The organism is Microbispora oryzae, assembly GCF_017896165.1.
In the GTDB taxonomy this organism is placed as follows: Bacteria; Actinomycetota; Actinomycetes; order Streptosporangiales; family Streptosporangiaceae; genus Microbispora; species Microbispora oryzae.
The window spans coordinates 210,674-231,968 of record NZ_JAFCNB010000010.1; the positions used below are offsets into that span (position 1 = coordinate 210,674).

Here is a 21,295-nt window from a genome sequence, read left to right on the forward strand (position 1 = left end):
GCCCAGGACCGGACAAACCAACACGAGGGCGCGGGGTCACGACAGCCGCCGGGACGCCAGGATGCTCACCAGGTGCAGCACGAGCTGGACGACCGCGACGACCGCGCAGGCCACGACCAGCACGCGGGTCGCGGAGAACAACGGGTCGAGCAGCGCGGCGACCACCACGATCAGCGACAACTCGACGGCCTGGATGAGCCGGTGGAACCGCAGCGCGCCGACGACCCTGCGGGCCAGCGCGACGCGCGAGGAGGTGAACTGCGCCGCCGACGTCTCGGTGGCCGCCACCATCCCGGCCCGGGCTCGCGCCACGTCGACCAGGTCGGTCTCCGACTTGATCAGGATTGCGCCCAGCGCCGCGGCGAAGCCGAGGACGGTGTACCAGTCGGGCAGCGTCTCCGACGCCCGGAACCCGAGCCCGATGAGCAGCGCGGCCTCGGCGAAGTAGTGACCCACCCGGTCGAGGTAGACGCCGGTGATGGACGTGCGGCCGGTCCAGCGGGCCAGCTCGCCGTCCGAACAGTCGAGCAGCAGGTAGATCTGGATCAGCAGCGCCGCGCCCAGCGCCGCCCAGATGCCGGGCAGCGCCAGGACGGCGCCCGCCCCGACCCCGCACACGATCATCAGGCCGGTGACCTGGTTGGGGCTGATCGGCGTCTTGGCCAGCAGCCAGGTGCCGTAGATGGACAACCGCCGCATGTACAGCAGGCCGGCCCAGTGTTCACCGCTGCGGCGGTCCATGGTGGTCTGCGGCTGGGCGACCGCGCGAAGCTCAGCGACCGACGGCGTGGACATAGTCCTCAACTCTCGCCCGGACCTCGGGCTCGGAGAGCCGGAGGTGCTCAAGGATGGTGTAGCGGCCCGGCCGGGTGCTCGGTGCGAGCATCACGGCCTCGGTGAACTGGTCGTTCGTGAGCCCGACGTCGCCGGGGACGACCGGCAGGCCGTGCCGCCGCAGGCAACCGGCCACCTGGTCGAGCCTGCGGGAGTCCTCCCTCAGGAAGAAACAGAACGCCGCACCGACACCGGCGAGCTCGCCGTGGTTCGACGTGCCGGGGAAAAGCTGATCCACGGCATGAAGGATCTCATGATCGCCGCCACTCGAAGGACGGCTTGACCCTGCGATGACCATCGACATGCCCGAGAGGATCAGCGCCTCGGCCAGGACGGTGAGGAACGCGTCGGACTCGATCGAGTCAGGCCGTCCCAGTAGAGCCTCCGCCGCGGTCCTGGACATGGACACCGCGAGCCCGTCGATCGGCTCGCCGCGCTCGGCGTTGCCGAGCTGCCAGTCCTCGATGGCGGACAGGTTGCTGATCACGTCGCCCACGCCCGCCCGCACCAGCGACTGGGGGGCGTCATGGACGAAGTCGAGGTCGACCATGATGGCCAGCGGCATGGGCACGCCGAACGAGCCCTTGCCGCCCTCGTAGACGAGCGAGGCGACCGGCGAGCAGATGCCGTCATGGGACAGGTTCGTGGCGACGGCGACCATCGGGATGCCCGCCAGCGACGCGGCGTACTTGGTGGCGTCGATGGTCTTGCCGCCACCGACGCCGACCACCGCCTCGAACGCGCCCTTGCGCAGGTCGGCGCCGAGGGAAACGGCGGCCTCGACCGTGCCGTCGGGCACCCGGAAGATCTTCGCCTCACACAGCGAGGGGCTGATGATCTCGGTGATCCGGTCGCCCTGGCTCGCGCCCACCGCCACCGCGACCCGGCCGGACGTGGCGACCCGGCTGTCGGCGAGCAGCGTGCCGAGCTGCGCGACCGCGCCCCGCCTGACCTCCATCGTGAGGGGGGCGGGGAGCATCCTTGCCAAAATCGGCATGAGACCTCCTCAGGCGGCCAGAGGCGGGGCGGTGCGCCCGCGAGCGCCGGGGATGGGGGATGTGAGCACGGGCTCGACGCTGCTCAGTAGCGGCATGCGATCTCACGGGCCTTCGCCAGGTCGTCGTGGTTGTCCACCTCGACCCAATCGACCTTCCCGATCGGCGCGACCGCGATCTTCTCGCCGCGGTCGACCATCTCCTGGTAGCCGTCCTCGTAGTAGAGCTGCGGGTCGCGCTCGAAGGTCGCCCTCAGCGCGTCGGCCAGCCGCTCGGCCGCCCCCGGCCGGATGAGCGTCGCGCCGATGTACTCGCCGTACGCGCCGGCGGGGTCCATCAACTTGGTGATGCGCTCCAGATGCCCGTCCTTGAGGGTCACCTTCATCTCCTCGTCCGCGAGCGACTTCACGTCGTCCACGGCCAGCAGGATGTCCGAGTCGTCCGCGGCGGCGAGCAGGGTCCGCTCCACCGACACGGGGTGGACGGTGTCGCCGTTCACCAGCAGCGCGCCCTGCCCGAAGTAGTCGCGGGCGCACCACAGCGAGTAGGCGTTGTTCCACTCCTCGGCCTTGTCGTTGTGCACGAGGGTCAGCCGCACGCCGTGACGCCGTTCCAGGTCGTCCTTGCGGTCGTGTACGGCCTGCGCCTGGTAACCCACGATGACGACGACCTCACGCAGGTCAACCGCCGCGAGGTTGCGCAGGGCGATGTCGAGGATCGTGGTCTCACCGTCGACCGGCACCAGCGCCTTCGGCAGCGTGTCGGTGTACGGCCGCAGGCGTCGTCCGGCTCCGGCGGCCAGCACCATTCCGAGCAATTTCCCGCACTCCTTGAGGTCGAGCGTCAGACAGTAACCTCAAAGGTTAGTTGGGTTCCGGCCTCGGTTGGGTAATCCGGAGTTGGCCTTCTGTTAATCGCGGGTGTGCCTCGCGTCACTCCGGCACGCCCACCTCGACCGGCTCGACCGTCACACGGGGCGCCGCGAGCCAGCAGGTCAGGCTCTCCCAGCAGAACAGGCCCCACAGGTACGCCGCGAGCAAGACGAACGCGACCGGCATGAGGCCGAGCAGGCCGCCGAACGCCAGAACGAGCATCCGGCCGTCCCAGCCGAGCCCCGCGGACGCCAGCCACGGCGGCGGGTAGACGTGCTGACGCACCCGGTAGACCGTGTCGTAGTGGTGGAAGGCCATCGCGCCGAGCAGCACGAGCACCAGCGGCGGCCAGACGTGCCGGGCGAAGCCGGCCGACGCGACGAAGCCGTACTCGGTGATCCGGAGCACGGGCGGGACCAGCCAGTCCAGCCTGCCGTCGTGCCGGTGGGAGCTGCCCGCCCCGGCCAGCAGCAGCGTGACGGCGGGAGCGAGGACCGCCAGGTCCTGCGCCCCGGCCACCCCGAGCACGAGCAGGATGCCGGTCACGAACGCCCCGGCGAGCGCGGGCGGCAGCGGCGGGATCTGACCGGCGACGAGCAGGCCCATCGCCTTGGAGAGCGGGCCGTCGTCGCGGTAGGCCACCACGACGCTGCGCGGCACGGGGGTCATGTGCACGGCGATCATGCGAAGGACCTCACGATCCGGCCGGTGGCCGTGTAGGCGAGCGCGACGCAGCCCCAGCCGAGCAGCGCCAGGAAGGTCACCCGCGCGTCGAAGAGGGCGGCCGTCACGGCGATCAGGGCCATCCGCTCCCCGATGGGAAGCACGACGGCCTTCTTCAGCCAGTAGGCCACGCCCCGGTCGAGCCGCCGCGACAGCGCGAGCACCGTTCCCGGCGCCCCGGCCCCGCCCGGCGCCCCGGCGGGCGCGCTGTCCCACGGCACCGCGATCGACCGGGGAGGGCCGGCGGGCCCGGAGACGCGGCGCGCCGCGTCGGCCACGGCGCCCGCGTAGGAGAAGTCGACCATGTGCCGGACCGACTGGAGCACCATCGCCGCCACGGCCAGCGGCCACACCGACCCGGCCCAGCCGGCCGCCCCGGCACCAGCACCGGCACCGGCACCGGCACCGGCCGCCGCGCCGTATCCGGCCGCGAGCCCGACGTAGACCAGATACTCCTTGAGCCGGTCGCAGATGGCGTCGAGCCAGCCGCCGAGCGGCGAGAACGCCCGCGTGTAGCGGGCGAGCTGGCCGTCCACGCAGTCGAGCACGAACGACAGGTAGAGCGCCGCAGCGCCGACCAGCATGGCGGGGCGGTGCCCGTCGGAGAACCAGATCGCCGCGATCGCGGCCAGGCCGACCGACATGCCGGTGACCGCGTTCGGAGTGAGGCCCAGGCGCGCGGCCGGGCGGATCAGGTGCCGTGACCAGGTGCTGACGCAGAAGGTCGTGAAGAGGCCGTCACCGGTCTTGACGGCCGCCCGCAACCGCACCGCCGGCTCGTCGACCCGGTCGAGCTCGCGGATCGCCGCGGACGCCGCGTCGGGGCCGGACACCCGGGAACAGTGCAGGCCGCGCGTCGGAACGGCGCGGACCGGCACCCCGGCGCGGACGAGACCGGCGAGCAGCAGGTCGGTCACCTCGGCGTCGCTCACCCGGCCAAGCCTGCGGCGCTGCGCGAGGTCGGCCAGTTCCTCGGCGATGTCGGCCAGCCCCGCGAGGTGGGCCTCCCCCACCTGCAGCACGCCCCGGAAGGTGGCGTTGGGCCACTCGACCTCATGGAAGGACGTGCCGGCCGACACGACGCGGCCCCACTCGGTTCGTACGGGCGGGCGCAGGGGCACGGGGTCGCCGTTGCCCACGACGGCCCCGGTGGGCCGTCCGGGGTCCGCCAGCAGCGCGGCCAGGGCCTCGGTGTGGGCGACGACGTCGGCCGGGAGCACCGCCACCGGCGAGGTGGAGGTCCGCGCCACCTTGGCGACCGCGCGCAGGTCGTCGGCGAGCCCGCCGCTGGTGGTGAGCTCGCGGGGCGGCCCGCCTCCCGCCGGGCCCGCGCCGCCCGCGTCCTCGCGGGTGATGAGATGGATCTCCCGGACCGGGAGCGTCACGAGCTGGGCGGTGAGGCGCTCCAGGAGGCTGCCGCCGGGAGCGGGCGTCCCGCAGACGGGCGAGGTGGCGAGGACCACCACCACCGTGTCGCCCGGCGCGACACGCGCGGGATCGTAACGCCGGTCCCGCTCCTGGTCCTGCTCCTGCCGGTCGTGCCGTCGGTCGTGTTCTCGGTGGTGCTGTGGGTGGTGCTGTGGGTCGTGCTGTGGGTCGTGCGCCCTTCCGGGCCTGCTCGGATCCGCCCCCATGAAATAACCCGCTTCACGTCGGCCACGCGGTGTTCACCTCGCAAAGTAACCGAGTGATCACTAGGTGGCAATCACCTTCTCGAGCCGCCCGCACCGGTATGGTCGGGTGCGGGGAGGAGATCATGATCGCGGAATCGCGTCTGCGCAGGGTAGGAGTGGTCCTGGCCGGCGGCGTCGGGCAGCGGGTCGGCCTGGGCACCCCGAAGCAGCTGCTGAAAATCGCCGGGAAGACGATCCTGGAGCACACCATCGACGTCTTCGACGGCCACCCGGACATCGACGAGGTGGTCGTCCTCATGGTGCCCGGCTTCGTCGCGGAGGCCGAGGAGCTGGTGCGCCGCAACGGCTACACCAAGGTCACCAAGGTCCTCGAAGGCGGCGCCAGCCGCACCGAGACGACCTGGCGGGCGCTGCGCGCACTGGGCGACGAGGAGTGCGACGTGCTGCTGCACGACGCGGTGCGCCCGCTGGTCGACCCGCGCATCATCAGCGACTGCGTGGCCGCCCTCCGCGCCTACGAGGCCGTCGAGGTCGCGATCCCCTCCTCCGACACCGTGGTCGTGGCGGCCCCCGGGCCGCGCGGCGACATCATCAGGGACATCCCCGACCGCTCCCGCCTGCGCCGCGGGCAGACCCCGCAGTGCTTCCGGCTGTCGATCATCCGGGAGGCGTACGAGCGGGCGTTCGCCGATCCGGCGTTCGGCAGCCAGCCGGCGACCGACGACTGCGGCGTGGTCCTGCGCTACCTGCCCGACGTGCCGATCTACATCGTGCCCGGCAGCGAGCAGAACATGAAGGTCACCCACCCGGTCGACGTCTACATCGCCGACAAGCTCTTCCAGCTCGGCGCGTGCGCGGCCCCCGCGCTGGACGAGCACGGCTACCGGCAGGGGCTCACCGGCAGGACCGTCGTCGTGTTCGGCGGCAGCTACGGCATCGGGGCCGACGTCGTGGCGCTCGCCCGCGAGCACGGCGCCGACGCCCACTCCTTCTCCCGCAGCCAGAACGGCGTGCGGGTGGAGGACGTGGCCGCCGTCGAGGACGCCCTGGCCCGCGTGTACGCGCTGAGCGGCCGCATCGACTACGTCGTCAACACGGCGGCCGTGCTCCACATGGGCAAGCTCGGTGAGGCCGGGCCGCACACCATCGAGGAGACGATCGGCGTCAACTACCTCGGTCCCGTCAACATCGCCCGCGCCTCCCTCAAATACCTGATGGAGACCCGCGGCCACCTGCTGCTGTACACCTCGTCGTCCTACACGCGCGGCCGGGCCGACTACAGCCTCTACTCCTCGACGAAGGCCGCCGTCGTCAACCTCACGCAGGCGCTCGCCGACGAGTGGGCCTGCCACGGCATCCGGGTCAACTGCGTGAACCCGGAGCGCACCGCCACCCCGATGCGGCTGCGGGCGTTCGGAGACGAGCCCGCCGCGACGCTGCTCTCCCCCTCAGCCGTCGCCCGCACCAGCCTCGACGTCCTGCTGTCCCGGCTCACCGGGCAGGTCGTGGACGTGCGGCTGAACCACTGACCGACACACGACGCACAACACGCGGCCCCGCCGGGGCCGCGGCACACGGGGGGAACGATGAGGGGTCGCACCGGCCTGCTCACCGCACTGCTGCTCGCGGCGTACCCGGCTCTCGGCGTGGCCGCGCTGTGGCCGCTGCCCTGGGCCTTCGCGGTCCTGGTGCCGCTGTCGTACGCGGCCGAGCTCACGCTGCCGCGCCGGGCGGCCGACGCGCTCGGGCGCGCCCACATGGGCGCGACGCTGCGCTTCGTGGCGCGGGAGACGGCCGCCGTCCTGCTGCTCGCCCGGGCGTTCCCGGCCCAGCCGCACTGGTACGTCATGCTCGCCACCGGGCTCTTCCTCTTCCACGGCGGGCGGGCCGTGCAGACCTGGCTCGCCCTCTTCGTCGACCGGTGCCACAACCAGATGCCGATCACGACCAGGAACCTCGACCTGCCCGGCCTGCGCGTCCCACCGGCGCCGCCGGCGTCGCTGCTGGCCTGGCGCGGCGTCCGCCCGCTCTACCTCGACGCGCTGCCCGTCGCCCCGGCCGCGCTGGCGGCCGTGGAGGGCCCCGGATGGGCCCCGGCGGCGGGCGCGGCGGCCGCCCTCGCGGCGCAGGCCGCGGCCGTCGCCGCCCTCGCCGTACTGGCCCGGAAGGCCGCCCACCTGCGCGACCGCAGGCGCGTCGTCGCCGAGATCGAGGAGCGGGTCCGCGACCACGCGCCCGAGGTGCTGATGTACTTCTCCGGACCGGCCAGCGCGATCTACCAGGCCACGATGTGGCTGAACACCATGGAACGCGTCTCACCGCGCACGCTGGTCGTGCTCAGGGAGCGGTCGCTGCTCGCGGCGCTCGGCCCGACGACGCTCCCGGTGATCTGCGTGCCCTCGTCGGTCGACCTGATGAACTTCCGCGGGCTCGACTCCGCCCGGGTCGCGCTGTTCCCGGCCAATGTCGGCAACAACATCCACATGCTGCGCGTGCCCGGCATCAGGAGCGTCTTCATCGGCCACGGCGACAGCGACAAGGAGGCGTCGTTCAACCCGTTCACCAAGGTGTACGACGAGGTGTGGGTGGCCGGGCCGGCCGGCCGGGACCGTTACCTGCGGGCCGGGGTGGGCGTGCGCGACGAGGCCGTCGTCGAGGTGGGCCGCCCCCAGCTCGCCGCGGTCGCCCGCACCAGTCCGCACGCCGAGGGCGCCGTACCGTACCGGACCGTGCTGTACGCGCCGACGTGGGAGGGCTGGACCGACGACCTCCACCACTCCTCGCTCCTGACGATGGGCCCGCGGTTGGTGCGCGCCCTGATGGAACGGCGGGTGCGGCTGGTGTACAAGCCGCACCCGCTGACCGGGCACCGCTCGGCCGCGGCCCGGGCCGCGCACCGCCAGATCGTCGCCACGATCCGGGCCGCCCAGGACTCCGCTCCGGATTCCCCGGTGCGGCCGGTGGCCATCACCGGCCGCGAGCCGGGCCTGTACGACTGCTTCAACGAGGCGGACGTGCTCATCGGGGACATCTCCAGTGTGGTCTCCGACTTCATCGCGAGCGGCAAGCCCTACGTGGTGACCAACGTCGCGGGGCTGCCGGAGGACGAGTTCCGCTCGCGCTATCCCGCCGCGGGGGCGGCGTACCTGCTGGGCGCCGGCCTGGACGAGCTGCCCGGCATCCTGCGGCGGCTGGACGACGGCGAGGACGTCATGGCCGAGCCGCGCCGGGCGCTGCGCGCCTACCTGCTCGGGCCCGACCACCCCGACCCGCTCGCCCGCTTCGACGAGGAGCTCAGGCGCGCCTGCGAACGGTCCCGCGGATCGCTCGCCCTGCCCGTCGGCGGCTGACATACTTCTCCCGTCTACGCAGTGTGTCGAGACGGTTACGAAGGGAAGTGCGCATCCATGGTCGCCACCTCACGCAAGCCCCATGGCCGAGGCCCCGCGCTGGCCCCGGTGCCCGAGCACCCGCTCCCCAGCACTCCCCGCGAGCTGTTCGACTCGCTTCCCCCCCTTCCGGGCCTCCGGACCGAAATCATCGACGGGAGACTGATCGTGAGCCCCGTGGGCACCCCCGAGCACGGCCGTTCGGCCATGCGCTTGTACCGGGCGTTCATCCCTTTCATGGACCAGCGAGGATGGGACGCGTGGGCGGGCAACGTCGACGTGTGCCTCGACGGCACGCGCGAGCCGGTCGAGCCGGACTTCGTGCTCGCCCCCGCCGACTGTCCCCGATGGGGCGACCGCGAGCTGCTCTCCTCCGGCCTGATGCTGGTCGGCGAGATCGTGTCGCGGGGCAGCGCGCAGGACGACCGGGACAAGAAGCCCGGGATGTACGCCGGGGGCGGCGTGCCGGTGATGCTTCTCGTCGACCCGGTGAGCGAGCCGCCGACGGTCACCGTCTTCAGTGAGCCCAAAGAGGGTCTCTATCAGATGTCGTCGTCCGTCACCTTCGGCCGGGAGATCCACATTCCCGACCCGATCGGCTTCACGCTGGACACGTCAATCTTCGAAGAGATCCTGTAGCGCCGCCCGCTCGGCCTCCGGCCGCCGCTGTTGCGTGCTCAGCTTCGAAGGGCTGGTCAGGAACCCGGTCCCCCACGACAGGTGCATGGTCGCGTAGACGAGGGGGAGCCGCGCCAGCGCGGCGGCCGGCAGGTCGCGGCCGGTGAGCACCGACCCGGCGAGGATCGCCGCGAGGTATGCGCCGGGGAGCAGCAGGCCGGGCCAGAAGAACGGTGAGACGACGAGCCCCACCACGATGGCGGCGACGGCGGCGGGCGGCGCGAGATAGCGCAGGTTGATGGTGCCTTGGTGGGTGCGGGCGACCACGCGCCGCCACCTGCCGTAGTGGAAGTACTGCTTGGCCAGCGCCTTCACGGTGGGCCGGGGACGGTAGGAGACGCGCATCCGGGGCTGGAACCACACCAGGCCGCCGGTCTCGCGGATGCGGTGGTTCATCTCCCAGTCCTGCGCGCGCTGGAAGTGCTCGTCGTAGCCGCCGACCCGGTCGAGCGCCTCCCGGCGGAAGACCCCGAGGTAGACGGTGTCGGCCGGGCCCGCCTCGCCGCCGGTGTGGAACCGCGCGTTGCCGACCCCGATCCGCGACGTCATCGCGCACGCGACGGCGCGTTCGAACGGCGTGACGCCCTCGGCGGCCATGATGCCGCCCACGTTGTCGGCGCCGGTCTGCTCCAGCGTCTCGACGGCCGTGCGCAGATAGTCGCGCGGGAGCATCGCGTGCCCGTCGACGCGGGCGACGATGGGGTTGCGCGACGCGGCGATGGCGGCGTTCAGCGCGTTGGGGGTGCGGCCCGTCGGGTTGGGGACGACGACCACGCGGGCGTCCTCCGCCGCGATGGCGTCCGCCACCTCCTGGGTGCGGTCCTGTGACGGGCCGACGCTGAGCACGACCTCAAGGGGGCCCGCGTAGTCCTGGTCGAGGACCTGCCGAACGGCCTCCCGCAGGTGCCGCTCCTCGTTGAGCACCGGCATGATCACCGATACCGGAGGGTAGTCCCGCATGAGTTTGTGGCTCGTCTCTCGCGAGTCGGGGCAGGGGTTAAAGGCTGCGCTCACGCTACTGTACCGGGGGGTGGAGACGGCAACCGGAGGAACGGAATGCCTGGGGAGCGTGACGAGGACTCCGGCGTCCGCGTCGGAGGCGACGGCTACGGCGGGGTGCGCATCGCCGCCACACGCGCCCGCAGGAAGCGGACAAGCCTCCGATCCGTCATCATCTCCGGCTCCCTGTCGGGAGCGGTCCTGCTCGGCTCCGGGTTCCTGTGGCTGGTGCCCAACTACGCCGCCAGCCAGATCCAGTCGGTGGACGCGGGAACGAGCGAGACGGGCCCGCGCGGCGCGATGAACGTCCTGCTGGTCGGCGTCGACAAGCGCGACGACCTGAGCCGCAGGCAGCAGAACCAGCTCCATCTGGGCCGTGAGGCCGGCCAGCGCAGCGACACGATGATGGTGGTCCACCTCTCCGCGGACCACCGCAAGGTGACCGTGGTCAGCCTGCCGCGCGACACCTGGACGAACATCCCCGGCAAGGGCACCCACAAGATCAACTCGGCGTACCAGTTCGGCGGGCCGAAGCTCGCCGTACAGACCGTGGAGCAGGCGACCGGGCTGCGGATCAACCACTACATCGAAGTCAACGTCCTCGGCTTCATCGGCGTCGTCGAGTCACTCGGCGGGGTCACCGTCTGCACGCCGGTCGCCATCGACGACCCCAAGACCAAGCTGACGCTCCAGCCCGGCACGTACAACCTCGACGGGGTCAAGGCGCTCGCCTACGCCCGCACCCGGGCCACCGCGCGGTCCGACCTCGACCGGATCGACCGGCAGCAGCAGGTCATCTCCGCGCTGCTCCACGAGGCGCTCAGCGGCGGCACACTGACCAATCCCGCCAGGCTGGCCGGTTTCGTGAACTCCACCCTGAAGACCATCACGGTGGACAACGCGCTCGCCCACGACCTGCTCGGCCTGGCCGGCCAGCTCAAAGACGTGTCCACCGACGACGTGTCGTTCGCGACCGTGCCGCTGGCGGACGTGAACTACCGGGCGCCGACGGGCGAGTCGGCGGTGCTGTGGGACAAGGCGGGGGCACGGGACCTGTTCCGGCGCATCGACGCCGACCAGCCCCTCGTGGAGCCGACCGGCAAGCCGTCCGGGGGGCCGTCCGGCGCCGCCTCCGGAGCGCCGTCGCCGGCGGTGTCGGGAGCCGCCTCGGGAGCGCCTTCCGGCGCGCCGTCGGGGGCGCCTTCCGGAGCCGCGACGCCCGCGCCGTCCCCGGCCGCGCTGACCATCCCGCCGGGGCGCATCTCGATCCGCGTGCTCAACGGCACCCTCATCAAGGGCCTGGGGGCCAGGACGAAGTCCGCGCTGCTCGGCGCCGGCTTCATGGTGCCGGGCGCGCCCGGAGACACCCAGCGCCGCGACTTCGCCACCACCGTCGTCCGCTACCCGCCCGGACGGGAGGACTCCGCGCGCACGGTCGCCGCGGCGATCCCGGGCGCCGAGCTGCGGGAGCTGCCTGACGTCAACGGCATCGAGGTCGTGGTCGGTCAGAACAGTCACGATGTCAAGAAGGTGACGGTCGCCGTCGCGCCGCCGGCCGCCGGCCCCGGGGCCGCCCCGGCCGCCCGTACCGCGACGCAGAACATCTGTAAGGCGTGACGGGCGGGTCCGTCTCCGCGTCCCCTGCGGAGAATGCCACCCCGCGACAGCCTCATACAGAAATAGTCTGAAATTTTCACTCATTTCAGTTGCGATCATTTGCGCGGCTATTCGCGACATCTCCTCGATAAGCCGCAAAACCGGCCGCAGCATCTCGTTCATGCCGCCTGTACGGCCCCGGGCGCGCCGTTGACGGCCCTGATCACCCTTCTTAACGTCTGACGTCCGACGTCCGGTTCGATGCGCCTGGAGCTCCCCGCTCCCCTTCGGCCGCCGGCCGATCCGGCGCCGCCTCTCCGTACCGGCCATCACGACCGCCGTCGGGACATGACCAGTGGACAGGAGCGTGCAATGTCTTCAGCCGAGACCCCGGGAACGATTCCCCGCCGCGTCCCCGACCCCCACCGGGCCGGCGTCCGATCGCCACGACGCCCGCGGACCGGATTCCTCGCCGGGATCGTGGCCGCTCTCCTGGTGTTAGTCGGCTCCGTCACGATGAGCACGGCGTCCGCCGCGACCAACCCGTACGAGCGAGGACCGGCCCCCACCGGGACCAGCGTCGCCGCGGACCGCGGACCGTTCGCCACCGCGCAGCTGACCGTCGCCAAGGGCAACGGATTCGGCGGCGGCGTCGTCTACTACCCGACCGACACAAGCCAGGGAACCTTCGGCGCCATCGCGATCGCCCCCGGCTACGGCACCGAGTGGCGCTGGTACGCGTGGCTCGGCCCGCGGCTGGCCTCGTTCGGTTTCGTCGTCCTGGGCATCGAGACCAACAGCCTCGACGACTACGCCGACGCCCGGGGCGCCCAGTTGCTCTCCGCCCTGGACTGGCTGGTCGACAGCAGCCCGGTGCGCGACCGGGTCGACCGCACCCGCCTAGCTGTGGGAGGGCACTCCATGGGCGGTGGCGGCGCCCTGACCGCGGCGATCCAGCGCCCGTCCCTGATGACCGCGATCGGGATGGCGCCGTACGTGCCCGACGGCATCCTCCGCACCATCAAAATTCCGACGGTGCTGTTCGGCGGCCAGACCGACACCACGGTGACCCCGTCGTACCTCGCGAGCGCGTACGCCACGATTCCCGCCACCGTCCAGCGCGCCTATCCCGAGATCGCCAACGAGGGCCACGGCTTCGCCGCCGGCGGCGGCGGCGGAAACTCGGGCGCCTTCGCGCGCACCATGATGATCTGGATGAAGGTGTTCATCGACAAGGACACCCGCTACACGGGATTCCTGTGCCCGACCCTCTCCAACATGAGCGGCATATCGAAGTATCAGGCCAGTTGCCCGCTCGGGCCGACCAGTGGGCCGTCACAGTCGCCGTCGAGCAGCCCCTCGTCGACGCCGTCGTCCTCCCCCTCGTCGACGCCCTCGGTCTCGCCTTCGTCGACGCCGTCCGCATCGCCGCCCGGTGGTCCCTGCCGCGCGACGTACCGTACGGTCAACTCGTGGTCCGGCGGCTATCAGGGTGAGGTCACGGTGACCGCGGGCGGCTCGGCGGTCAACGGCTGGACCGTCAAGTGGGCCCTCAGCGGCGGCCAGTCCGTCACTCAGGTCTGGAACGGCACGCTGAGCGCCAGCGGCTCCAACGTGTCGGTGAGCAACGCCTCCTACAACGGCTCACTCGGGGCGGGCGCGTCGACCACGTTCGGCTTCCTCGCCAACGGCACGCCGTCGACCCCGTCCCCCACCTGCACCAGCCCGTGAGCGCGGCCGGCACCAGGCCGTAGACCGGCACCGAGGAAGCGGATGGACCGCGCCCGACCGGCACGAACGGCGCGGACACTGCGACCGGCACGAAACGGCGCGAGGCGGGCGTAACGGCGCTCGCCTCGCGCTCCTTTGCTCCCGCTTCCACTGAGGTGCATTTCGCGCGGCCGTTTCCATTTGAATCGAATCGATTCGACGGCAGTGGCCGCACGCCCCGGCAAATGGCTCTCGCGACGCGACTTGTCCCGAGGCGCACAGAGCCCGGCGATTCGTCCTTTTTCCGAATCGGCGCCGCTTTTCGCCATTTAGTCAACCGTGAGCATCCGGGCGAGTAGCGGACAGACCGAGGGGCGCCGGCGTGTCGGTCCGGCCGCGCGTCCGGCTCGCCCCCCTGAGGCGCCCAGTCCCCCCTTCCTCACGCCGCCTCCGGCCGTAACGGGGACGTGGCGACGATGTGGCGCGGATGTTTCGCGCTCTTGACCATCCCACCGGAACGCGCTTATGGTCCGATCGAATCGATTCGGCGAATCGGTTCGAACATCCCCCCGCACTACCTGATTGAGGAAAGCGCATGGCTGAATCCTCGTCCCGGCCCGCACGCGGGCGCATCCTCCGCGCCGGCCTCGCCTCCATGCTCGCGCTGACCACTGTCCCGATGGCCGCCTTGCCGGCTCTCAGCGCCGACGCACCGGCTCTCATCCTCCACTACGACTTCGACGGTGACCTGTCCGGCGGCGTCGTCAAGGACAGCTCTCCGTCCGGCCTCGACGGCACGCTGGCCAACCCCGGCGCGACGACGACCACGACGGGGCCCGACGGCACACCCGCGCTGTCGCTGCCCGGCGGAGCCACAGGCTCGCAGACCGCCCCCTATGTGACGATTCCGAATGGCCTGTTCCGCGACCGTCACGCCATGACGATCTCCGCTTGGCTGAAGTGGGCCGGCGGCCCCGACTTCCAGTGGGTCTACAACCTCGGCAAGGACGCGGCGACCGCCACCTTCGTCACCCCCTCCTACGCCGGCGACGCGACCATGCGGTCGTCCATCAAGCCCGTCAACGGCAACGCCGAAGTGGGCGTGCCCGGAGCGCAGAAGCTGCCCACCGGCCAGTGGGTCAACCTCGTCACCACGATCGACGGCAAGACGCTGACCTACTACGTCGACGGCGTGCCGATCGGCAGCGTCGCCGCGTCGATCGACCTGGCCGCGGTGATGCACTCCGACACCAACCGCACCTCCGGCTACCTGGGCAAGCCGTTCTGGGGCGGGCACCCGTTCCTCGCCGGAGACCTCGACGACTTCCGGGTCTACGACGGCGCCATGGACGCCGCGGCGGTCGCCGGGCTGGCCGGCGACCACCTGGCCGCCATCACGACGGTCGACCAGACCTCCCTCCAGATCACCACGTACGGCGGCGTCGCGCCGGCCCTCCCCAGGACGGTCAACGCGCAGTTCTCCGACGGCATCCGCCGCGGCGTCCCGGTCACCTGGGACGCGATCGACCCCGCGCAGTACGCCAAGCCCGGCCAGTTCACGGTCAAGGGCACCGCGGCCGGCGCGGCGGTCCAGGCGACCGTCCAGGTGCTCAGCAACGACCTGACCGTCGACCTCGGCACCGAGACCGGCGCCTTCCACGGCGGCGCGTCCGGCACCCTCTACGGCGTGTACGGCGAGGGCGTGCCGAGCGCCAACCTCCTCGAAGGCATGAAGTTGCGCACGGTCGCGACCAAGGCCCAGGACGGCCCCCAGCACCCGGGCGCCGACGCCCTGGAGGTGGTCAGGCCACTGGCCGACAGCACCGACGGCGACGTGTACATCTACATGACGGACATCTACCGAGGCTTCCCCTACGAGTGGCCCGGCAGCACACCCGAGGAGAAGCTGAACGACTTCAAGGCGAAGATCGCCAAGCAGGTCGACCAGGCGCTCAAGCTCGACCCGAAATATCAGGACAACATTGTCTTCGTGCCGTTCAACGAACCCGAGGGCAACATGTTCGGCACCGGGACGTGGAGCTACAACAAGATCAGCTGGCTCAGCGACCCGCAGTACTACTTCAAGGCGTGGGACGACGTCTACGCCCTGATCAAGGGCAAGATGCCCGAGGCCAGGATCGCGGGACCCAACACCAGCGTGCTCTACGACCAGGTAAAGGGCTACCTCCAGCACGTCCTGCAGGCGGGCACCGTCCCCGACGTCATCACCTGGCACGAGCTGGGCGACCCGGCCCGCATCCGTACGGACGTCGCCAAGTATCGGCAGTGGGAGCAGGCCGCCTTCAAGGGCACCGCGTACGAGGGTAGGCAACTGCCGATCAACCTGGACGAGTACGCCTTCAACTACCACACCTCGGTGCCCGGCCAGATGGTCCAGTGGGCCTCCGCCATCGAGGAGTCGAAGGCCGACGCGGACATCGCGTACTGGAACATCGACGGCAACCTGTCCGACTCGGCCGTGCAGGACAACCGCGGCAACGGCCAGTGGTGGCTGCTGCACGCCTACAGCCAGATGACCGGTGACACGGTCAAGGTCGTCCCGCCGCGGCCGAACGTCAGCTACACCCTCCAGGGCGTCGCCACACTCGACAAGGACAAGTCGCAGGCCCGGGCCCTGTTCGGCGGCACGTCCGGCCAGGCCGGGATCCACTTCGACCACGTCGACACCACGCTGTTCGGCGACACCGTCCACGCCCTGGTCCAGGAGATCCCGTGGACCGGCCAGCTCGGCGACTCCGCTCAGCCCCGCGTCCTCGCCGAGCTGAACCAGAAGGTCGAGGACGGCTCGGTGAGCTTCGGCTTCGGGTCCACGCTGCCCGCGTTGAAGGAGGCGTCGGCGTACCAGATCATCCTCACCCCCGGCGGCCACGCCACCTCGGCCGCCGCTGAGACGACCCTCTGGCAGGCCACGTACGAGGCGGAGAAGGCCGATCACACCGGCACCGGCTACAGCGTGAACGGCCCCGAGGGCACGCCGTCCGACGTCGGCAAGTTCTACACCTCCGGCGGCTACGACGTCGGCGGAATGCGCACCGGCTCCGACGTGACCCTGAACTTCGCGGTGTCGGTCCCGCAGCAGGGCACGTACGACCTGTCCGTCTTCGCGAACTCGCTGAACACCTACGACGCGGTCCAGGCGCAGGGCCCGACCAACGTCTTCCTGCGCGTCGACGGCGGCGCCGAGCAGGAGATCCACCTCCCGCTCGGATACAAGTGGGTGGTCTGGGACCACGCCGACACCAAGGTCGCGCTGTCCAAGGGCGACCACACGATCACCCTGGCGACCAGGAGCCTCGACGGTGCCCGCGGCACCAAGGGCGACGCCATCATCGACAAGATCGACCTCTCGCTCGCCAACCCGGCGGCCGAGACGGCGATCTACGAGGCCGAGTACGCCACGCTCGACGGCGCGCACACGGACTACACCCGCAAGAAGGTCTCCGGCGCGGGCGTCGCGGCGCTGTCCAAGGACCAGACGGCGACGTTCTGGGTCTACTCCCCCGTCGACGGGGAGGCGACCGTCAACGTCGACACCGCCGGCGGCGGCCGAGGCTGGCTCGACGTCAACGGCCGGCGCATCGACGGCGTCAACGCCTCGAAGAAGCTGAAGGTGTTCCTGTCCGGCGGGATCAACAAGATCACCATGACCGGCCAGTCCGGCAAGCTCCTCCTGGACCGCCTCCGCGTCACCCCCGGCGGGGACGACCTCAAGCCCACGTGGTACGAGGCCGAGTCGGCCCGGATCGCCGGCACCGCCAAGGTCGCCGGCTACCCGCTGGCGAGCGGCGGCAAGGCGGTGACGGACATCGGCGGCGCCCCCGGCAACGCCAACACCCTCACCTTCGACGTCACCGCCGCCAAGAAGGGCACCTACGCCCTGACGGTCCGCTACTCCAACCCCGAGCAGTCGCCCGCCTCCCACTACAACCCCGACCCCCTGGCACGTCACGCCGAGATCTCGGTCAACGGCGCCGCGCCGCGGCGGACGTGGTTCCCCCACTCCTTCCACGCGGACAACTTCTGGGAGCTGAGCATCCCGGTCGAGCTCAAGAAGGGAGCGAACACCATCAGCTTCGGCTCGCAGGAACTGCCCAACTTCGACGGCGACACCTACATCTCCGACACCTTCCCGGACATCCTGCTCCGGTCGAAGTACGCCCCGATCGTCGACAAGATCGCGGTCACGCCGTTCACCAAGTAGCCGTTCATCAGGTAACAGCCGCCACACCCGATGCCGGACGGGGCACCTCCCCCCGTCCGGCATCGGCGTGTCACGACACTCATGGAGCCGGCCGAAGAGGCGATCAGAACGACGATCCAGAGTGAACTCGTGGGGGCCGGCTTCGTCCGGGCCGACGCTCCCGAGGGACTTCTGGCCTGGCGGCTCGCCCGCTGAGGAGCAGCGAGGCCGCCGTCAGCGCCACGCCGAACCAGACGACACTCGACACACCCAGGTGATCGGCGAACAGTCCGCCGAACAGCGCCCCGAGGGCGATGGACGTGTTGTACGCCATGGTGTTCAGCGACATCGCGGCTTCGAAGGTGTCGGGGGCCGCGGCCCGCGTCATGTTGAGCTGGCACAACTGCACGACGCCGAAGGACACCCCCCAGAGGGTCAGCGAGACGATCGAACCGGCCGGGCCGTGCCCGATCGCGAGGAGCAGGAGCAGGGAGACCACGAGCCCCGCGCAGCCGACGACGAAACTGCCCCGCAGGCTCCGCTGCACGGTGTATCCGGCGATGAAGTTCCCGGCCGCGCCCCCGACGCCGTAAATCATCAGCACCGCGGTGATGAAGAAGGACGAGGCGGAGGCGTTGTCCTCCAGGAAGGGGCGCACGAATGTGTACGCCCCGAAGTGGCCGAGCACGAACAGCACCACGGTGAACAGCACCAGACGGAGCGGAACGTTCTTGAGCGGGAGCCCGAAGACCTCCCTGACCGAGACCGCGTTCGCCGACGGCAGCGACGGCACGACGGCGATGACCACGAGGAGTACAAGCGCGCCGAGTCCGGCCCAGATGAGAAACGTGGTGCGCCAGTCGGTGAGGCTCTCGACGACCGTGCCCAGCGGTATGCCCACGACCGTGGCGATCGAGATGCCGGACATCACGACCGCGGCGGCCCTGCTCGCGTGCCGTTCCGGCACGAGGCGCATCGCCATGCTCACGCCGATGGCCCAGAAAACGCCACTGGCGAATCCCATGACGAGCCGCGTGGTCAGGACCAGCGGATAGTTCGGCGAGACGGCGGTGACGACATTTCCCAGGGCCAGTATCGCCAGCAGGGTGGACAGCAGCACGCGCCGGTTGATCCGCCGGGTCCAGGCCACGATGAAGGGGACGCCCAGCCCGGCCGAGACTCCGTACAGCGTCACCATCAGCCCGGCGACGCCCACCGAGATGCCCAGACCCGAACTGATCCGGGTGAGCAGGCCGACCGGCATCAACTCCGTGGTGAGGAAGACGAACAGACTGGCGGTGATCGCGGCAACGCCCAGCCATGACCTCAGGGCCGTTCGCGGACCTCTGTCGCGTGTGACCATGTTCTTCTTTCCAGTCGTCTGTCGAATGAGGGGGGACAACGGGTCAGTTCTTCGTCGCGCGGACGCGCTCCAGCGCCCACAGCGCGAACGCCGCGGTGGACAGCGTGCCGCCGAGCAGGCTCACCCCGGTCCAGCCCGCTCCGGTCCAGGCGACGGACGTCAGCAGCGATCCGGCGGCGCCGCCGAGGAAGCACGTGGTCATGAACGCGGAGTTGAGCCGGTTGCGGTTCTCCGGGCGGAGCGCGTAGATCACGTTCTGGTTGGCGTTCAGGACCACCAGATGGGCCACGTAGAAGAGCACGACCCCGGCGATGAGCCAGCCCAGTGAGGCCGCGCCGGCGCTGATCACCGGCCACGCCAGCGCCAGCGTCGCGGTGCCGACTCCGCTGACCCGCTGCACCCATCCGCGGTCGGCCAGCCGGCCCGCGATGGGCGCGGTGATCGGCCCGACGATCCCGACGAGGCCGAACGTGCCGATGGCCGCCTCGCGCCAGCCGTACGGCGGACCGGACAGGAGGAAGGTCATCGCCGTCCACAGCGCGCTGAACGCGGCGAACGACAGCGCACCGATCCCGGCCCGCCACCGCAGCGGCGGTTCGTGCCGGAACATCGCGAGCGTCGACCGCAGCAGCGCCGGATAGGACAGCCCGACGCGGGTGTGCAGGCGAGGGAGGAACCGCCACAGCAGCACGCCGACGACGGCCATGAGGATCGCGTTCAGCCAGTAGACGGTCCGCCAGCCGCCGAGCTCGGAGAACGCTCCGGAGGCCGTGCGGGCCAGCAGGGCGCCGAGCAGCAGACCCGCCATGACCGTGCCGACGACCTTGCCACGTTCGCCCGGCGCAGCGAGCGTGGCCGCGTACGGCACCACGACCTGCGCGGCCACCGATGTGAGGGCGGTCAGGGCGGTACTGGCCAGCAGCACCGGACCGCTCGGCGCGAGAGCGGAGACCAGCAGGAACGCCGAGGTCCCGGCGAACAGCGTGACCGCGAGCCGGCGGCGTTCCACGAGGTCGCCCAGCGGAACCAGGAGGATCAGCCCCAGCGCGTACCCACCCTGGGCGGCGGTCACGATCAGCGTGGCCATGGTGGTGCTCAGCCCCAGGTCTCGCCCGATCACCTCGAGCAGCGGCTGGGCGAAGTAGTTGCCGGCGACCGACAGGCCGGTGGCCACCGACATCAGCAGCAACAGCCCGCGACCCAGTCGCGGGGCGTGCTCCGTGATGGGCACGCGCTCAAGGGTTTCCGTCATGGCTCAAGAGTGCGCCCCCATCGATCAATGAGTCCAACACATACTTTTCATCGCGATCGATCGTGCGGCACGATGGTTGGATGGAGCTGCAGCAACTCAGGTACGTCGTCGCCGTCGCGGAGACCAGCAACTTCACCCGGGCCGCCGAACGCTGCCGGGTCGTGCAGTCGGCGCTCAGTCATCAGATCGCCGGCCTGGAACGGGAGCTGGGCGCCCGGCTGTTCGACCGCACCAGCCGGCGCGTACGGCTGACTCCGGCCGGGGAGGCGTTCCTGCCCGCGGCCCGGGAGTGCCTGGAGGCCGCGGACCGCGCGCGGGCCGAGGTCGCCGCCGCCGGCGGGGAGATCCGCGGGCGGCTCGCCGTCGGCGCCATCCCCACGGTCGCGGCCGTCAACCTGCCGGTCGCCCTGCGGGACTACCGCCTGCGCCACCCGCGGGTGCACATCACGCTCACCTCGGAGGGCAGCACGGATCTGATCGAACGCGTGCGGCAGGGAACCGTTGACGTCGCGTTCCTCGGTCTGCCGACCCGCGTGGAGCCGAAGGGAGTCCAGAGCCGGCGGCTCGGCGGCGGCGAACTGGTCGCCGTAGTCGCGCCGGACTACCACCTGACGGACCACGAGGTGGATCTGCAGAGTCTGGCCGACGAGCCGTTCATCGACTTCCGCTCCGGCGCGGCCGGGCGGGCGCAGTCGGACGAGGCATTCGCGGCGGCGGGCGTGCGGCGCGAGGTCCCCTTCGAGGTGTCATCGGCCGAGTTGATGGTCGATCTGGTCCGGCAGTGTCTCGGCGTGGGCATGCTGCCGGCCGCGTACGCACCCCGCTTCCCCGACCTGCGCGTCATCCGCCTCCGCAATGCCCCCGCACGGGTGGAGCACCTGATCTGGGGCAACCGGCCCTCTCCGGCGGCCACGGCCTTCCTCGATCTGCTCCGCGCCGATCATGCGGAAGAAGTCGTCGCCTGATGAGCTCCGGCAGCGTCGCGCACGCGGTTTCTGTCGGTTCCTCATGCCAGGGTCTTCCCGATCACCCCTGAGAGAACGGGAATC

15 protein-coding genes are annotated in these 21,295 nt (G+C 71.0%); 7 read left to right on the forward strand and 8 right to left on the reverse strand.

Annotated elements, in window-relative coordinates:
- Positions 1-36: 36 nt before the first annotated feature.
- From JOL79_RS19855 to JOL79_RS35095, 5 genes are all read right to left on the reverse strand, one after another.
- Positions 37-795: a CDP-alcohol phosphatidyltransferase family protein gene (locus JOL79_RS19855; protein WP_210157333.1), complete on the reverse strand. Its 759-nt coding sequence runs from the start codon at positions 793-795 to the stop codon at positions 37-39.
- Positions 773-1,813 carry an iron-containing alcohol dehydrogenase family protein gene (locus JOL79_RS19860; RefSeq protein WP_210157391.1) on the reverse strand — a complete coding sequence of 347 codons (1,041 nt, stop codon included), beginning with the start codon at positions 1,811-1,813 and terminating at the stop codon, positions 773-775. The genes JOL79_RS19855 and JOL79_RS19860 overlap by 23 nt, the downstream gene beginning before the upstream one ends.
- A gap of 101 nt (positions 1,814-1,914) precedes the next feature.
- Entirely contained in the window at positions 1,915-2,646 is a 732-nt protein-coding gene (locus JOL79_RS19865; protein WP_210157334.1) for a phosphocholine cytidylyltransferase family protein, read from the reverse strand.
- A gap of 115 nt (positions 2,647-2,761) precedes the next feature.
- Positions 2,762-3,385: a DUF5941 domain-containing protein gene (locus tag JOL79_RS35090; protein WP_210157335.1), complete on the reverse strand. Its 624-nt coding sequence runs from the start codon at positions 3,383-3,385 to the stop codon at positions 2,762-2,764.
- Positions 3,382-5,058, reverse strand: a complete 1,677-nt coding sequence (locus JOL79_RS35095) for a CDP-alcohol phosphatidyltransferase family protein (RefSeq protein ID WP_210157336.1) — start codon at positions 5,056-5,058, stop codon at positions 3,382-3,384. Before JOL79_RS35095 ends, JOL79_RS35090 begins: the two co-directional genes overlap by 4 nt.
- A gap of 122 nt (positions 5,059-5,180) precedes the next feature.
- Here JOL79_RS35095 and JOL79_RS19880 point away from each other — a divergent pair, with 122 nt between their 5' ends.
- From JOL79_RS19880 to JOL79_RS19890, 3 genes are read left to right on the forward strand one after another with little or no spacing between them, the layout of a single operon-like run.
- Complete coding sequence (locus JOL79_RS19880; protein ID WP_210157337.1) at positions 5,181-6,587, forward strand: bifunctional cytidylyltransferase/SDR family oxidoreductase; 1,407 nt, start codon at positions 5,181-5,183, stop codon at positions 6,585-6,587.
- Between the two features lie 57 nt (positions 6,588-6,644).
- On the forward strand, positions 6,645-8,408 hold the full coding sequence (locus tag JOL79_RS19885; RefSeq protein ID WP_210157338.1) for a CDP-glycerol glycerophosphotransferase family protein: 1,764 nt from the start codon (positions 6,645-6,647) through the stop codon (positions 8,406-8,408).
- Between the two features lie 57 nt (positions 8,409-8,465).
- Positions 8,466-9,086, forward strand: coding sequence for a Uma2 family endonuclease (locus JOL79_RS19890; protein WP_210157339.1), 621 nt, complete (start codon positions 8,466-8,468; stop codon positions 9,084-9,086).
- On the opposite strand, the gene JOL79_RS19895 is transcribed toward JOL79_RS19890, so the two are convergent.
- Positions 9,063-10,139, reverse strand: a complete 1,077-nt coding sequence (locus JOL79_RS19895; protein ID WP_504739995.1) for a glycosyltransferase family 2 protein — start codon at positions 10,137-10,139, stop codon at positions 9,063-9,065. The genes JOL79_RS19890 and JOL79_RS19895 overlap by 24 nt on opposite strands.
- A 42-nt stretch (positions 10,140-10,181) precedes the next feature.
- Between JOL79_RS19895 and JOL79_RS19900 the strand changes: the two genes are divergently transcribed.
- The 3 genes from JOL79_RS19900 to JOL79_RS19910 all read left to right on the forward strand — a co-directional run bounded on the left by JOL79_RS19900 (position 10,182) and on the right by JOL79_RS19910 (position 17,652).
- Positions 10,182-11,741: an LCP family glycopolymer transferase gene (locus JOL79_RS19900; protein WP_210157341.1), complete on the forward strand. Its 1,560-nt coding sequence runs from the start codon at positions 10,182-10,184 to the stop codon at positions 11,739-11,741.
- A 351-nt stretch (positions 11,742-12,092) separates the two neighbouring features.
- Positions 12,093-13,451 (forward strand): cellulose-binding domain-containing protein, encoded by a 1,359-nt coding sequence (locus JOL79_RS19905; RefSeq protein ID WP_210157342.1) that lies wholly within the window; start codon positions 12,093-12,095, stop codon positions 13,449-13,451.
- A 574-nt stretch (positions 13,452-14,025) separates the two neighbouring features.
- Entirely contained in the window at positions 14,026-17,652 is a 3,627-nt protein-coding gene (locus JOL79_RS19910; protein ID WP_210157343.1) for a LamG-like jellyroll fold domain-containing protein, read from the forward strand.
- A 103-nt stretch (positions 17,653-17,755) separates the two neighbouring features.
- Here JOL79_RS19910 and JOL79_RS19915 read toward each other — a convergent pair whose 3' ends face one another.
- Together JOL79_RS19915 and JOL79_RS19920 are read right to left on the reverse strand one after the other, a co-directional pair.
- On the reverse strand, positions 17,756-18,994 hold the full coding sequence (locus JOL79_RS19915; RefSeq protein ID WP_210157344.1) for an MFS transporter: 1,239 nt from the start codon (positions 18,992-18,994) through the stop codon (positions 17,756-17,758).
- 43 nt (positions 18,995-19,037) lie between these two features.
- A complete protein-coding gene (locus JOL79_RS19920; protein WP_210157345.1) occupies positions 19,038-20,246 on the reverse strand; it encodes an MFS transporter in 1,209 nt (402 codons plus the stop codon).
- Between the two features lie 80 nt (positions 20,247-20,326).
- Here JOL79_RS19920 and JOL79_RS19925 point away from each other — a divergent pair, with 80 nt between their 5' ends.
- The gene (locus tag JOL79_RS19925; protein ID WP_210157346.1) at positions 20,327-21,211 is read left to right on the forward strand and encodes a LysR family transcriptional regulator; all 885 of its coding nucleotides are present in this window, start codon (positions 20,327-20,329) and stop codon (positions 21,209-21,211) included.
- The last annotated feature ends 84 nt before the right edge of the window (positions 21,212-21,295 follow it).

Coding starts and splice junctions, on each gene's coding strand:
- JOL79_RS19855 (WP_210157333.1), bottom strand. CDS start 795: ATGTCCACGCCGTCGGTCGCTGAGCTTCGCGCGGTCGCCCAGCCGCAG.
- JOL79_RS19860 (WP_210157391.1), bottom strand. CDS start 1,813: ATGCTCCCCGCCCCCCTCACGATGGAGGTCAGGCGGGGCGCGGTCGCG.
- JOL79_RS35090 (WP_210157335.1), bottom strand. CDS start 3,385: ATGATCGCCGTGCACATGACCCCCGTGCCGCGCAGCGTCGTGGTGGCC.
- JOL79_RS35095 (WP_210157336.1), bottom strand. CDS start 5,058: ATGGGGGCGGATCCGAGCAGGCCCGGAAGGGCGCACGACCCACAGCAC.
- JOL79_RS19880 (WP_210157337.1), top strand. CDS start 5,181: ATGATCGCGGAATCGCGTCTGCGCAGGGTAGGAGTGGTCCTGGCCGGC.
- JOL79_RS19885 (WP_210157338.1), top strand. CDS start 6,645: ATGAGGGGTCGCACCGGCCTGCTCACCGCACTGCTGCTCGCGGCGTAC.
- JOL79_RS19890 (WP_210157339.1), top strand. CDS start 8,466: ATGGTCGCCACCTCACGCAAGCCCCATGGCCGAGGCCCCGCGCTGGCC.
- JOL79_RS19900 (WP_210157341.1), top strand. CDS start 10,182: ATGCCTGGGGAGCGTGACGAGGACTCCGGCGTCCGCGTCGGAGGCGAC.
- JOL79_RS19905 (WP_210157342.1), top strand. CDS start 12,093: ATGTCTTCAGCCGAGACCCCGGGAACGATTCCCCGCCGCGTCCCCGAC.
- JOL79_RS19910 (WP_210157343.1), top strand. CDS start 14,026: ATGGCTGAATCCTCGTCCCGGCCCGCACGCGGGCGCATCCTCCGCGCC.
- JOL79_RS19915 (WP_210157344.1), bottom strand. CDS start 18,994: ATGGTCACACGCGACAGAGGTCCGCGAACGGCCCTGAGGTCATGGCTG.
- JOL79_RS19920 (WP_210157345.1), bottom strand. CDS start 20,246: ATGACGGAAACCCTTGAGCGCGTGCCCATCACGGAGCACGCCCCGCGA.
- JOL79_RS19925 (WP_210157346.1), top strand. CDS start 20,327: ATGGAGCTGCAGCAACTCAGGTACGTCGTCGCCGTCGCGGAGACCAGC.